Here is a 14,024-nt window from a genome sequence, read left to right on the forward strand (position 1 = left end):
ACAGGCGGGAATGCTTCTGTGTGATAACGTCATTCGTGTAAAGCTGACGCAACTTGTGACTTAGCGATTCGCCGCCACATATTTGCCTAGCTCTACAATCATGCTTCCCATCCGTTCATGCTCAGGCATAATGATACGCTGTACGCCCTCTTCTTTAAGAGCCTCAGAGGTAATCCGCCCTACAGAAACAGCAAGCACTTTATCCTCGAAAGACTTCAGCATTTCGTCCAGCTTTCCCTGTTCCCGGGCAAATTGACAGAGGAAACGAAACTGTGGTGCACTCGTAAAAGCCACGGCATCAATTTTGCCTGATATGATTTCTAGAAGCAATCTTTCCAGTTCGCCCGGCTCAGGTGGGGTATGGCGATAAGGCAACACTTGGCGGGTAGTAGCCCCAGCCTCCTGCAGCCATGCAAGCATATGAGGAGCTGGATCTCCGTGCAGCTGAAGAACGACTTCTTTCCCCTGCAAATTCAGGGATTGAAGCCCACGAATCAATCCGATTGTACTTCCGTCGTCGTCACGAATCTCCGGCGTAAGTCCTCTTTTTTTCAAAGCATTCACTGTCTTATAACCCCGTGCGGCAATAATAGAACCAGAAAGTACTTCTAAGAAACGTTCTTCGATCCCCATTCGCTCAGCCATATCGAAGAGAGCATCAAGTCCCATCCCTGTAGTCAGGATCGCCAAGTAGGGAGGCTGATTGATCCATGCATTCAAACCTTCCTGCAATGCCTCATCATCAAGAAATACAGTCCCTTGAGCAGGTCGGCATACTGCCGTCCCCCCCATATTCTGAACCAACTTGGCCATTTCTTCCGATTTGCGTGGACCCGCCAAGGCGACAGTGAACCCTTTTAATTGCTCTGCCATTTCCTATTATCTCTCCTCTCTCCATTGCCTAACCCAACATTATTGTTTATCAGTATACTTGCAAAGGAGTTGAAAAGGGAAGATAAAAAGCCGGTTCTCCTATCAGAAATCATTCTTATTGCCAGAAGCGTGTATCTTAAAGCGGCTCGCCAGCTTTTGCAGTTCTTCTGCAAGACGGCTAAGGTCGGTAGACGAAGATGCCATCTCCTCTACAGAAGCAAGCTGCTCTTGTGCGGCAGTTGCGATAGTTTCCGTATTCACAGCCGCCTCTTCCGATATGCCGCGAATTTCCCCAATAGCCTTCTCCATATGATTAGACTCCACCAATAAGGTCTGCACAACCCCGCCCATGGCTTCAATCTTCTCCGCGGCACTCTTTACTGCTCTTCGGATACGGGAGAAAGAACGGCCGGAAGTATCCACAGCCTCAATGCCTTCGGATACGCGCTGTCTGGTGTCTTCCATCGTATGAGTTACCAGCAGCATTTCACTATTAATAGCGGTAATCTGCTCGGCAATCAAATGTGCGGATCTCTCTGATTCCTCTGCCAGCTTACGCACCTCGGCAGCAACCACCGCAAATCCACGCCCTTGTTCCCCGGCTCTGGCTGCCTCAATGGAAGCATTGAGGGCCAGCAGATTGGTCTGGCGGGCAATCCCTGTGATAACGCCAACAATACCCTCAATTTGACTGGTTCTCTCATTCAGTTTGTCAATTACACTGCCTAGCTCTCCGACCGTTTCATGGATACCATTGATTTTGTCCACTACGCTGATAACCGAATCATTGCCTTCTGATGCTGAGAGTGAGGTCTTGTCCATCATTGTAGATACTTGCTCCATATATGTGGAAATCTGCTCGACCTCGCTGGCTGTAGCGGCTGTGCTCTCCATTCCTTTTCGTACACTACCCACCTGTCGCTCCGTCCCTGCTGCTACGTCCTGAATCGCTATGGTTACCTGCTCAATCGTTTGGGCAGTCTGATCCGCACTAGCCGTCAGTTCTTCCGCTGAGGAGGATACATTGCTTGTCATCTCCTGCACGCCAATAATCATCTCGCGCAAGCTAATCACCATTAATTGAAAATTCTCTGCCAGCAGCCCTATTTCATCTTTACGGAAAACACCCATGTCTTCCGACAGATCACCTTTGGCTATCACTGCAGTTGCTTTCCGCAGCCGGAAAAGCGGTCTCAAAATCGATTGAATATTAAAATAGATCACAACCAGCGCAAGCAGAACGGAAACTACAATAACAAGCAGAGCTGTATCGCGGATTCCACTAGTTGCTGAGTTAACCTCATCAATGCTGATCGTACCTCCGATTCTCCAACCCGTCAGTTCATTGACCATAAAGGTCATCTTTTTGGACGTATCCTTGAAAACATAATCGAAGACCCCTTGTTCTTTCTCGAACATTTTCTTTACAAAATCATCGGACGATTCCTGCCCGATAGCCTCTGTAGGGTGAACTAGAAACTTCTTGCTGTTATCAACGATGAGGATATAACCTTCCTTCCCTACCTTAATTGAGGTCAGCTCCCCTAAAGTAGACAGGTTGAGATTCATTGTGATCACCCCATCACCGCCCTTAAGAACCGTTGATATCGCAACCGCGGTTTCCTTATTTACGGTTTGAAAAGCAGGAGAAATCACAGCCCCTTTCCCTTGCTTCAGAGAATTAATATAGGCGCTTTCCTGCCTTGGATCATAACCCTCCGGCAGCTTAGCATCTAAAGCATGAATAGCCTTGCCATTGCTTGTACCCACATAAATGTCCAGTACATCCGGATGCAGCGCCACATATTCCTTCAGTCTGGCTTTTACAGCAGAGGAAGTCCCCCCAGATCCCTCACTGTTGATCCCCTCAGATGAAAATTCCGCGGCAAAATAAGAAATCGCATCTATTTTGGATTGAATATTAGAGTTAATGATTTCATTTACGGCCAGCACACTTTCGGTAGCATTGTTCACCAGTTGATCTTCCACTTCCTGGCTGGCAGCTTGATAGGTTCGCCAGCCTATTATAATACTGGGCAGCAGCAGTATTATTAGATATGTAAGAATTAACTTGGTACGGATAGTCATACCCGCATTTTTTTTCATAGATGTCATCATCTCTCTCTCATCTGAGTCTTAGGCAAGGATACATTTACCAGACTTAATATATAATTTTATATCTGTTTTAGGAACCGATTTTCCTCCTATCTTTCTTCGTTTTTCTCATTTTTTTTGAGAATTGTCATATAAATGCAACAAAAAAGGCCGCCTCAATGAAAGCGGTCTCTTCCGATATACTTATTATTGCCGCGGCACAGGGCTCCGGCAACTCTATCCTAATTATTCTTTTTGTTCTTACAGTTCGGGCAGACGCCCCCAAATACTACATGGGCATGACCAATGGTATAACCGGTATCCTTGGCCACTGTATCCATCCATTCACGCGGAACTTGATTCATAACCTCATCTACTGCTCCACAAACCTCACAAATGATATGCTGGTGATCATCCATACGTGCGTCATATCTGCTGGCAGCTTCACCAAGCTTAAGCTCACGAATCATTTGTTTATCTGAAAGATAACGCAGAGAGTTATATACAGTACCGTATGCTAAGCTATGTCCCTGCTCTACTAGCCGATTCATCACTTCCGCAGCAGTAGGATGGTCATGTGAATTAAGGACGATATCGTAAACGGCTTGACGTTGGGAGGTCAAATTTAGACTTTTCATTCCTATCATCCTCTAACTTATTTTTAGATCAAGTATAAATCTTGTGAATGGGGACGTCAATCCCATTTTTATCCACACATTCTTTCCCAGCTACTTGATCATCCCTGAATATTTAATATTCACGTCAGCTTTGATCTCAAATTTAAGATCTGAATAGAGCCCCTTCCACACTTTCATTTCCGTATCGTTATTAAAGTGTCTTGCTCCATAATGCAGCCCCCAACCAAAGGGATCTAGGCCACTTGCTTGAATTTTGGTCAGCAATGCTAAGATATCCTCTTCCAGTTCTTTTTCCCCGGCTTCCTGGATCTTCTTCAACATGTGATGTGTCACCAAATCCGGGCTACTGCTCTCTTCGAGAATACCTTTTATCTTAATACGATAACGAATAGTGGCTTTCCCATGCTCTGGTGTCAGGATTTTGTAGTCTGAAGATGATCTCTCTGTGTAGTATTGATACATAATACCTTCGGAATGAGCGGGTAAGTTGGTTCGCAGATTCGGGCGTGATAACAGATTATATAGCCGGGTTTCGTTGGGCGTAAGAACCATTTTGATTTTCTCGTTATTCAGCAGAGCAATTTTATCAATTAAAAACTCCTTATCCCCTTTGGCCTCGATAATCGGCAGGATCGGATCAATCCCCTCCTCAAAGATATTTCTCATCAGCTGAAAGGAATACACACTAGAAATAAATGGAGACTCCGTGCCTTGTCCACTCATAGCCAGAATAAGAGAATTCGATGGAATCCGCTCCGATTCAGGTCTTACCTTCAGCACTTGAAGTGCTTCCGGACGCCCTATTGCAAAGTTGACAATAAGTTGGATATCTCTACGTCGCACAGCCCAATCCATAACATGGAGAATATCTTTACGGGCAACCCCCTCCCCCAAAATAATTGATTTACAATGGGAATAATCAAGCTCCTTTTCCACTCTGGATTTCATTCTACGGAGGGCTTCCGAAATGCTTGGAGACTCCTCCGTCAAGATCTGCATCTTCTCATCAATCTTGGTAACATCCCCCTGAGGGATGGCAAGCTTTAAGCTAATCTTAAAATTCCCTTCTTCTGCACCTTGGTCAACGCCGATCGCTAACACGAAAATCCGCAAATCAATCTCCTTGAAGTCACAACCAGGAAGAAGAAGGAGTAATATAATCCCAATTCCAGCAAGTACTCTTCTCACAGCTTCCCCCTCCTAACTTTGCGATAACAATAAAACAGCAGAGCGATGATGAACATCTCACCAAACCAGCGAATTTGCAGAAACCAGGCACCAAACATATTAAGTTGATATTGATCCAGCCCCATTAAGGACAGAACCATCGCACTAAACAAGCCTAGAATGCCCCACTCTTTCCAGTGCTCTGCTTTTGGGGACTGTTTTTTTACAGATGAAAGGGCACCTTTAAAAAGCTCTAAACCTCCATGCCAATGAACAATTACACTCACCAGAGATAAACTTAAATAGGTAAAATAAAAAATAAACAGCATCCGTTCAATAATAAAGGATTCCATCCGAATACTGTCGGCCGTCGAGAACCATGTATACACATGCCTATCAATAGCAACGGTTCCGAAATATCCGATGGGAACTAAGAAAGTCAAGAGCAGTACGAAAAGACCCTCCACCCCTAAAATCCAGGCATGCTTCAGCTTCAGCCCATGAAATACCCGATTAAATATGGCCAGGTTTAAGTAACCGCTAAACGAAAAGGTAGCCGCCGCAAGGCTCATTAGGTCCGGCTTATGCCAGAAGTATGTAGTGACCTGCAAAACAGAATCCCAATTGAAGTCCGGATTGGTCAACGCTTTTACGAGGCCATAAATAATTAACGGTAAGGATACGCTGAGAATGATTTCAAGCCCATACAAGAGTGATAAAGAATCGAAGCGACAGCAGATGCAGACCAAGACTAAAAAACTGATCACAACCGTATAAGGACTCGAATCGGGACTGATAAACCGCAGCGTGATATCTACAAAGGAAAGCAATGTAACTCCCCCGGCCACACACCATAAGCCAGCAAAAAGGACCAATAAGATTCTGGCTAACTTCTTAGGAAGCAAAGAGTCAAATATTTCCGGAAATCCCTTGCCGGGGAATTTAGCAATCAGTACAGTAAATATATAGACAAACAAAGTGCCCAAGATCGTTCCGATTAGGATGGACATCAAAGCACCACCAAAACGTCTGTCTATTAGTTCCCTTGGAACAAAATTAATGATGTTGATCAGGCTGTTCATCAGAAAAAGACAGTAGAAATAACGGCTTTTGGCCATCAATGCTCTCCACCCTTCTTCTTGCCGAGATTATCGAGAAAAAACAATCTGAAATAAGGTTGTCCGAAGCTGCGCTGTTTGCATAAATACATGGCAAATCCCACGACACAGACCACTACCCCAACCAATCCTAAAAAAGCTGCGGCAATAAGAAAAATATACTTCAGCACACGTATGGACAAGCTCATCATATTCAGCGGAATTAGAAAATTGGATATCGCAACAGCTGAAACCAATATAATCATGATATTCCCTACAAGTCCTGCTGCCGTCGCTGCCTGCCCCAAGATAAGCCCCCCTACAGTTGTAGCCGTTGGACCAATCGCCTTGGGGAGCCGTAAGCTCGCCTCAGTCAGAAACTCCATCATCATGAGCATTAAAAGCACTTCCACAAAAGATGGATAAGGTACTGTTGCACGACTACCCGAAATAAGCAGTGCAATCTGCACCCGAATAATTTCTGGATTATACGAGGTGAGGGTTACATAGAACGCAGGCAGCCAAAGTGTCATGCCTACACCGATAATCCGCAAAAGCTTCAGAAAACGCCCCACGATAGGAAATTGGATTTTATCATCCATGGATGTGAAAAAGTCATTAAAAATAGACGGCAGTACTATCGCATAACCCGTAGTATCAAGCATTATCGCTACTTTTCCTTCAGACAAATTAAACACAACCCTGTCCGGTCTTTCGGTGATAATGGACTTCGGGAGTATTCTTAATTTATCACTGCTTATAAACTTCTCAAGTTCGCCTGTAGCCTGCAAAATATCAACCTTTAACGTCCCCATTTTCTCACGTAATTCCTTTAAAACATTCTTATCCACCCGACTGTCATCGTATAGAATCGCTATCTTTGTTTTGGAGACATCGCCGATGACCATGGTCTCCATTTTGAGATTGGTGGATTGATATCGCCGACGAATCATGTTCATATTCACTGCAATATCCTCAGTTAGTGCATCTGAAGGTCCCTGAGAAATGCTTTCTGCAGATGTTTCATTAACCCCACTAATCTCCGTATTCATAGCATCAAAGAAACAGAACGTATCCTTCAAGCCCAGAAGAATATAACCGCTGAGCAAAAGCTCGATCGCTTTATCTCTCGTAGTCGCCTCTTCACTGCCCGGATACGTCATAATGTAATTTTGGTAAGCGTTGATATTCTCCATCTCATAGAACGGTGTGATTACATTTCGGCTGAGGATCTGCGAATCCGCAACGCTTTTGATATAAAGTAGGTCGACCTGCCCAAAAGAGGTAACGATCGTCTTATCGATTAAATCCGCGAACCCGTTCAGCTGGTCTTTGATCCATTCCAGAGAAATATTGTCCTTATCCTGTTGAACTGACATGGAACATCATCCCTCCTATTTGTCCTTTACGTCCCGGTTCCCCCCTTATTTTGGCACTGTTTCTTTGAATTCATGCACTGCACAATTGAACGGGGAGTTTCTTTTCACAGGACTGTGGTAATAAATGAGATGAGGATTGTACAGATGGAGGGATAATAGATGGACCGAAACCGTAAGATAACGCAAAGTCTTCCACAATTTCCGGAATCATTATGGAGAGATACCACGGATTTACCGACTTTTCCAAAGCTGGCTGAAGATATTTCTACAGATGTGGCAGTGGTAGGCGGTGGAATTACAGGCATTACAACAGCCTATCTCCTCAGCAAAGCAGGCTACAAAGTCACGCTCTTGGAAGCAGGGGAAATTCTAAGTGGCACTACGGGTTTTACCAGTGCAAAAATCTCAGCACAGCACGGGCTAATCTATCATCATTTGATAAAACATTTTGGGCAGGAACAAGCCCGGCTCTATTATCGTTCGAACAGCGAGGCTATGAATTGGATCCAGAATACGGCTGAGGAACTTGAAGTATCCTGCGGCATGAAACATGAGGCAGCTTTTCTGTACTCGGATGCTGAAGATCATAAGACGCTTAAACAACTGGAGGAAGAGTATAAAGCCTATGAACAATTGGGTCTGCCCGGAGAGTGGCTAGATAACGTCTCTATCCCTCTGATGGCCAGTGGTGCCATTAAATTACCAGGACAAGCCCGCTTTCACCCGCTGCAATATCTGAAGGGCCTGCTGAAGGTCATTCAGGATAAAGGTGGCGTAATCTATGAGCATACGATGATGGCAGATAAGGTGGAGAAGAACGATAAGCTTACGCTTTTTACTGAAAAGGACGAGTATCGGATCACCTGCCGCTACGCCGTTTCAGCTTCTCATTTCCCCTTCTACGATGGAGGAGCATTATATTTCTCGCGGCTGCATGCTGAACGTTCCTACTGTCTGGCGATCCAGCCTGAAACGGATTTTGAGGGTGGAATGTATCTAAGCGCAAGCGAACCCACCCGTTCTCTGCGTGCAGTAGAGTGGGAAGGCAGGAATCTGGTCATTGTCGGGGGAGACAATCATAAGACAGGCCAAGGCATCTGTACGATAGGACATTATGAGAATTTGGAGCTATTCGCAGGAAATCTGCTCGGCATCAAAACAATCCCTTACCGCTGGGCAGCACAGGATTTAATCACCTTAGACAGAGTGCCCTACATCGGCAAGATTTCGGACAACGCAGAGATTTATATCGCCACAGGTTTTGGAAAATGGGGCATGACAAGCGGTACGCTGGCCGCACAGATCATCTCGGATCAGATTCAGCGCAAAGATAATCCGTATACCGAATTGTACGATCCGTCCCGCTTCAAAGCTGGCACCAGCCTAAAAAACTTCATCGTGCAAAATGCCAATGTGGCAAAAGAGCTCGTGGCGGGCAAAGTGGAAATCGTCCATAAAAAGACAACTGATTTGGAAGCTGACGAAGGAGCCGTTGTGTTCCATGATGGCAAACGTGTAGGAGCTTATAAGGATCCAGAAGGTAAACTTCATCTGGTGGATAGAACCTGCACCCATATGGGCTGTGAATGCGAATGGAACAACGGGGATCGCTCTTGGGATTGCCCTTGCCATGGTTCCCGCTTCTCCTACGATGGCGAGGTTTTAGAGGGCCCAGCTTCGGTACCGCTGACGAAACTCCATGAATAATACTTTTCATGAAAAGGCAGTTCGGATTCATGAAAAATTGCAGTCCCTTTTCTAAGGGGCGATTGTAATTGCCCTACAGCATTCAGGTATAATAAGACTTGAATGAAGCAGCTGCTTCAAAAAAGTTTGAAGGAGAGTGACGATAGAGATGGATTTGAGAGGAAAGAGTGTTGTAATTACTGGTGCAGGCAAAGGGATCGGAAAAGCCTTGGCTATGGCACTGGCTAAGGAAGGTGCTAATTTAGGCCTGATCTCCAGAACTTCAGGTGATCTCGAAGCGTTAAAATCAGCCTTAACGGAAGTATATGATGTTAAAGTCAGCATTGCCGTGGCCGATATCGCCGTACGTGAAGAAGCTGAACGTGCTGTTGCTTCCCTGCAAAATGAGCTTGGAGCATTTGATGCATTAATCAACAATGCCGGGATTGCAAAATTCGGCACTTTAGTAGAAATGGACCCTGCAGACTGGGAGCGCCACATCCAAGTTAATCTTTACGGTACTTATTACGTAACCCGTGCTGCACTGCCTGCGATGATTGAGAAAAATGGCGGAAATATCATCAATATTTCATCCACAGCCGGAGAACGCGGCTTCGCGACAGGTTCTGCTTACTGCGCATCCAAGTTCGCTCTCATGGGCATGACCGAAGCCCTCGCACAAGAAGTGCGCAAACACAATATCCGCGTCGTAGCCTTGACTCCAAGCACCGTGAACACTGGCCTAGCTTCCAATGCTGGACTTAAAATCGGTGACGAAGACCGCATGATGCAACCTGAAGATGTTGCTGAATTGGCACTGACAGCTTTGAAGCTGCCGGATCGCGTCTTCCTAAAAACAGCAGGACTGTGGACCACCAATCCGCAATAAAATCGCGCTGGACGCGTAGGGAGCCGGATGATCTGGGGTGATTGCACTTTGTGCAATAGAATCGCTCTAGACGAGGGCGAAGCCTTGGGTGATTGCACTAGTGCAATAGAATCCCACTAGTCGAAGGTGAAACCTTGGGTGATTGCACTTTGTGCGGGATAACGCCTCAGGCTTGCTCTGCTCCGTTATCTAATTGCACTTTGTACAATAGAATCGCTCTAGACGAGGATGAGGCCTTGGGTGATTGCACTTTGTGCAATCAGTTTAGTGGCTCCCCTCCTTTTTAGGCGATTTGGGCTTGATTCTATTGTACAGAATGCAACAGACTGCCTTATTCAGATAACATTCAGGCTATTCTGTTGCACATTCTGCAATGCAACTTCATTTGGGGGCTTTATTAGGGAACTGGGACTGGAATTAGGTGCTAGCTGTAATGGTGGTTTTGAGTAAAAACTTTGGAGTTGGGTTGGCACTTTGGCTTAGAGTAACATTACGGTTAAGGTGGCACTTTACTTGCGGTAGTTGCTTTAACGTGCAGTAGTTACTTTAACTTGCTATAGCCACTTTACTTGCAGTAGACACTTTGATTTTTCGCAGGTACCTGAGTTTGCACAATACTTAACGTTTAAATAGATAATAGTTGCACTTTGTACATCTATTCAGCGCAATTAGAGGAGAAATCATACTTTAGTTGCACTCTATACAGTTAAAAGAAGGCTATTCTCGTCGATTCACCAGATTCGCACAAATTAGTTGCAGAGAATACACTTATTCGATCGTTTCTGGTGTGACGGATAATTTAAGTGTACAAAGTGCAATTAAGCGCCCGCGTTCTTGTGTCTTTTGGGGTAGTCTTTTATTTTGTTAGTTGGTTTGTGGTTTGTGTATTGTGTTCTGTGCCTTGTGCCTTGTACCTTGTACCTTGCGCCTTGTCCTTGTGTCTTGTGCCTTGCGCCTTGTGTCTTGTACCTTGCGCCTTGTCCTTGTGTCTTGTGCCTTGTGTCATATACCATTGCTCCGTACTTTCGGGTGTAATGTGCTTTTGAGAATCACGATGTTACCTTGAGATCTTGATACTAATTTCCGAGGTTCTCATGTTATATTATTTCGATTCACAATGTCCTGAGAATATACTAACTTTCTGATCGGAGGTTTATCTATCATGCTGGTAGTAACTAATACTATTAAAGTAAAAGAAGGTCATGGCGAAGCTATTGCTCAACGTTTCGGAGGAAATAATGGTGTACAGGATATGCCTGGGTTTGTACGTATGGAGGTATGGCGCGGAAATGCCAAAGAAGGTATCGAGGAATTAAAAATCTGCACCGTATGGGAGAATGAGGATGCGTTCAAAGGCTGGACCTCCAGCGAGTCCTTCCGTCAGTCGCACCGTGGTGCTGGTGGTAATGACGCAATCCTGGGTGCTTCCATCGATAAATATGAGCTAATGATCAGCCGCACGCCCAGTAACTAAGGATTTGGACCACCCAAACAGAGCAGTAGCTAGATTGAACCAGCAGTGTGTACGGAATGGTAGCCCGATAAGTACAGTTAACTAATTGACTATTACTGCTAGGTAACCGGTGATACGAGCTAATTGGCTTTACCTCCTGGCTAACCAATGCAGCGCGCTAGTTAACTCTTACCGCCGGGCTAGCCAATACAGCGGGCTAATTATCTTTACCTCTTGGCTAACCAATGCAGCGGGCTAATTAACACAGTTATCGCTTCTAAATGCTAATTGCTACAGTAAAAACTTAGAGTAATTATCGTCCAGCAGACTTATTGATTAGCCTATTAGATACAGTTCAATTAGTTGGTACAAGCAGCACTATTATCCAGCGATGTCCTGGACCTAAGCCTAAAACAAACAGGGATGTCCGGAGCCAATATGGCTCTGGGACATCCCTGTTTGTTGTTTATAAACTCATTATTTACTTACATCTGGCTGAGGAGTCTCCACCTCTTGATGTTTACCCGGCCAGAACGACCAACGACCAAAGAGCGTCGTAATAGCTGGTACAAGGAACGGACGCACCACGAAGGTATCCAACAGAACACCAAGAGCGGTGATGATACCGAACTGCACAAGCACCTGAATCGGCAAGCTTGCCAATACAGCAAATGTACCTGCCAGAATGAGGCCGGCAGAGGTAATTACCGAGCTGGTCTCATTCACACCTTCCGCGATAGCCTGCTTAAGCGGCATGGTTTTACGCTTTTTCCAGATATTCGAGATCATGAAGATGTTGTAGTCTTCTCCAAGTGCCACCAAGAAAACAAAGGAATACAGTGGGATCGCTCCCTGAATGGCATCAGCTCCCATCACATAGTGAATGATAATCCAGCCTAAGCCAAGCGCTGAGAAGAAGGAGAGAATAACGGTGCCGACCAGATAGATGGTGGCCACTATTGAACGCAGATATATCAACAACAGTAAGGTGATCATTCCGATGACCACGGGGATAATCAGATCGGTATCCCGATCTCCAATCTCTTTAGTGTCGTGCTGTGTTGCCGTCTGTCCGCTTACCCACACATGATCCGCAGGGTTCGCAACGTCTACATCGATTAATGCCTGCTCTGCGGTAGCAAGAAGGGTGGGAATATGCCCCATCGCTTCTAGTGAGTAAGGATTGCTTTTAAATTCAATATCAAAACCCACAATATCTTTGTTTACTGCCCCCTGCTGCGGATCGGAAACCGTGTCCACGTAGGTGAGTCCGCCCAGAATGACCCTTAGATCCTCTCCGCTCGCTTTTCCTTGGGTATCAATAATCAGCTTCGCTGGAGCCAATTCTCCGGGGGAGAACTGTTTGCCAATAAGGTCGAACCCTTCGCGGGACTCCATATTTTTAGGAAAAGAGGATAGGATATCATAGGTAAATTTGATGCCACTGGAGAATGAAGCCAGAATCCCCAGGCCGATAACGGTCACACCTACGATAGCCCAAGGCCGGGTTACTACCAAGCCGCCAATGCCTTTTTTACGGGAAACCTTGGGCTCAGGAACAGGTTTGCCTTTAGCCTTAGCCCGTTCTACCTCCATTTGCGGTGTGCGCGGAATGAATGGGAAGAACGAGGTCCGTCCGAAGATCGCCAGCAGTGCTGGTACGAGGGTTAGACTGGCAATTCCCATGATGAAGATCGACACGCTAAATGGAATGGCAAAACGATGATAAGCTCCATACTTAGCCAGCAATAATGCGAACAGCGCGAGCACGACGGTGAAGCCGCTCATAGCAATTGCACCTGAAGATTCGGTAATGGAGCGAAGAAGGGCACGACTCTTGCTCTCCTCTACCTTCAACAACTGCCGGAACCGTGAAATCAGGAACAGACAATAGTCCGTACCAGCTCCGAATAACAAAACGGTCATAATCGAGATCGCCTGTGAATCCACTGTGATCCAGCCTTCTTGCGCCATTTTTCCAAGAATCGGGCTAGTTACGCCATAAGCGAACCCAACCGCAATAAGCGGAATAAACGCCAATATCGGCGAACGATAGATCACCAATAAGAACACCAGAACAAGCATAACCGTAGCAATTAACAAGGAAACGTCTGCGTTTTTGAACAGCCCTGTAGCATCTATGGAGATGCCCACTGGACCCGTAACACGTAAACTCAGGTCTTTTCCATCTACCTTAGCAGCAGAGGGGTCTCCGCCCGTCTCCGTGTTTATGATCTTCTTCATTTCTGTCACAGCTTCGCCGAGCTGATCACTATCTGCCGTTTTATCAAAAAGCACTGGGGTTACCAGCGTACTAAGATCCTCAGATAACGAGGCTTGTAATGCTTGTGGCGGCAGTTGTCCTAATGGGGGAACAAAATTCTGATGGGGCAATGGTTGCTGCTCCAACTTCTTGTACACAGCAGTGATATGTACTAAATCATCTTGTGAAAGCCCACCTTCTCTATGCCATACGAGCAGCGCCGGCACTCCACTTCCACTAGGGAATTCTTGTTCTGCAATAGCTGCTGCCTGTACCGATTGTGAATCATCTGGGAGGTTAGGCGCATTATTAGCAACCTGAGAATTCACTGCAGGCCATAACAGGGTAAGTGCACCTACAAGCACTATCCATACGAGAAGAGTAATCCACTTCGTCTTTTTTCCTGCCACCCATTTTCCGTAGCCTGACATTCCCTTCATCCTCTCCTTTACCTTGCAGCCTTAAAAATGAGCCGCGGGTCATTT

At 45.7% G+C, this 14,024-nt stretch carries 10 protein-coding genes; 3 read left to right on the top strand and 7 right to left on the bottom strand.

Annotation, left to right across the window (positions count from 1 at the left end):
- Positions 1–60 precede the first annotated feature (60 nt).
- The 6 genes from NSQ50_RS29315 to NSQ50_RS29340 all read right to left on the bottom strand — a co-directional run bounded on the left by NSQ50_RS29315 (position 61) and on the right by NSQ50_RS29340 (position 7,248).
- The gene (locus NSQ50_RS29315; protein WP_076099693.1) at positions 61–873 is read right to left on the bottom strand and encodes a uroporphyrinogen-III synthase; all 813 of its coding nucleotides are present in this window, start codon (positions 871–873) and stop codon (positions 61–63) included.
- A 102-nt stretch (positions 874–975) separates the two neighbouring features.
- The gene (locus tag NSQ50_RS29320; RefSeq protein ID WP_036681967.1) at positions 976–2,991 is read right to left on the bottom strand and encodes a methyl-accepting chemotaxis protein; all 2,016 of its coding nucleotides are present in this window, start codon (positions 2,989–2,991) and stop codon (positions 976–978) included.
- A gap of 218 nt (positions 2,992–3,209) precedes the next feature.
- A complete protein-coding gene (locus tag NSQ50_RS29325; RefSeq protein ID WP_036681969.1) occupies positions 3,210–3,605 on the bottom strand; it encodes a Fur family transcriptional regulator in 396 nt (131 codons plus the stop codon).
- A 90-nt stretch (positions 3,606–3,695) separates the two neighbouring features.
- Positions 3,696–4,793 carry a Ger(x)C family spore germination protein gene (locus tag NSQ50_RS29330; RefSeq protein ID WP_036681972.1) on the bottom strand — a complete coding sequence of 366 codons (1,098 nt, stop codon included), beginning with the start codon at positions 4,791–4,793 and terminating at the stop codon, positions 3,696–3,698.
- Positions 4,790–5,890 (bottom strand): GerAB/ArcD/ProY family transporter, encoded by a 1,101-nt coding sequence (locus NSQ50_RS29335; RefSeq protein WP_036681975.1) that lies wholly within the window; start codon positions 5,888–5,890, stop codon positions 4,790–4,792. Before NSQ50_RS29335 ends, NSQ50_RS29330 begins: the two co-directional genes overlap by 4 nt.
- On the bottom strand, positions 5,890–7,248 hold the full coding sequence (locus tag NSQ50_RS29340; RefSeq protein WP_052097379.1) for a spore germination protein: 1,359 nt from the start codon (positions 7,246–7,248) through the stop codon (positions 5,890–5,892). Before NSQ50_RS29340 ends, NSQ50_RS29335 begins: the two co-directional genes overlap by 1 nt.
- 159 nt (positions 7,249–7,407) lie before the next feature.
- On the opposite strand from NSQ50_RS29340, the gene NSQ50_RS29345 reads away from it, so the two are divergent.
- The 3 genes from NSQ50_RS29345 to NSQ50_RS29355 all read left to right on the top strand — a co-directional run bounded on the left by NSQ50_RS29345 (position 7,408) and on the right by NSQ50_RS29355 (position 11,297).
- Complete coding sequence (locus NSQ50_RS29345; RefSeq protein ID WP_076222352.1) at positions 7,408–8,955, top strand: FAD-dependent oxidoreductase; 1,548 nt, start codon at positions 7,408–7,410, stop codon at positions 8,953–8,955.
- A gap of 148 nt (positions 8,956–9,103) precedes the next feature.
- Entirely contained in the window at positions 9,104–9,823 is a 720-nt protein-coding gene (locus NSQ50_RS29350) for a 3-ketoacyl-ACP reductase (protein ID WP_036681981.1), read from the top strand.
- A gap of 1,162 nt (positions 9,824–10,985) precedes the next feature.
- Entirely contained in the window at positions 10,986–11,297 is a 312-nt protein-coding gene (locus NSQ50_RS29355) for an antibiotic biosynthesis monooxygenase (RefSeq protein WP_076212583.1), read from the top strand.
- A 456-nt stretch (positions 11,298–11,753) separates the two neighbouring features.
- Here the strand turns inward: NSQ50_RS29355 and NSQ50_RS29360 are convergent, their stop codons facing one another.
- Positions 11,754–13,979, bottom strand: coding sequence for an MMPL family transporter (locus NSQ50_RS29360; protein WP_076222353.1), 2,226 nt, complete (start codon positions 13,977–13,979; stop codon positions 11,754–11,756).
- Positions 13,980–14,024 lie beyond the last annotated feature (45 nt).

Origin of the sequence: Paenibacillus sp. FSL R10-2788 (genome assembly GCF_038003885.1) — a bacterium.
GTDB classification, from domain to species: domain Bacteria; phylum Bacillota; class Bacilli; order Paenibacillales; family Paenibacillaceae; genus Paenibacillus_AQ; species Paenibacillus_AQ odorifer.

Bases quoted from the DNA above. Each gene is read 5' to 3' on its own strand.
- NSQ50_RS29315 (WP_076099693.1), bottom strand. From the start codon at position 873: ATGGCAGAGCAATTAAAAGGGTTCACTGTCGCCTTGGCGGGTCCACGC.
- NSQ50_RS29320 (WP_036681967.1), bottom strand. From the start codon at position 2,991: ATGATGACATCTATGAAAAAAAATGCGGGTATGACTATCCGTACCAAG.
- NSQ50_RS29325 (WP_036681969.1), bottom strand. From the start codon at position 3,605: ATGAAAAGTCTAAATTTGACCTCCCAACGTCAAGCCGTTTACGATATC.
- NSQ50_RS29335 (WP_036681975.1), bottom strand. From the start codon at position 5,890: ATGGCCAAAAGCCGTTATTTCTACTGTCTTTTTCTGATGAACAGCCTG.
- NSQ50_RS29340 (WP_052097379.1), bottom strand. From the start codon at position 7,248: ATGTCAGTTCAACAGGATAAGGACAATATTTCTCTGGAATGGATCAAA.
- NSQ50_RS29345 (WP_076222352.1), top strand. From the start codon at position 7,408: ATGGACCGAAACCGTAAGATAACGCAAAGTCTTCCACAATTTCCGGAA.
- NSQ50_RS29350 (WP_036681981.1), top strand. From the start codon at position 9,104: ATGGATTTGAGAGGAAAGAGTGTTGTAATTACTGGTGCAGGCAAAGGG.
- NSQ50_RS29355 (WP_076212583.1), top strand. From the start codon at position 10,986: ATGCTGGTAGTAACTAATACTATTAAAGTAAAAGAAGGTCATGGCGAA.
- NSQ50_RS29360 (WP_076222353.1), bottom strand. From the start codon at position 13,979: ATGAAGGGAATGTCAGGCTACGGAAAATGGGTGGCAGGAAAAAAGACG.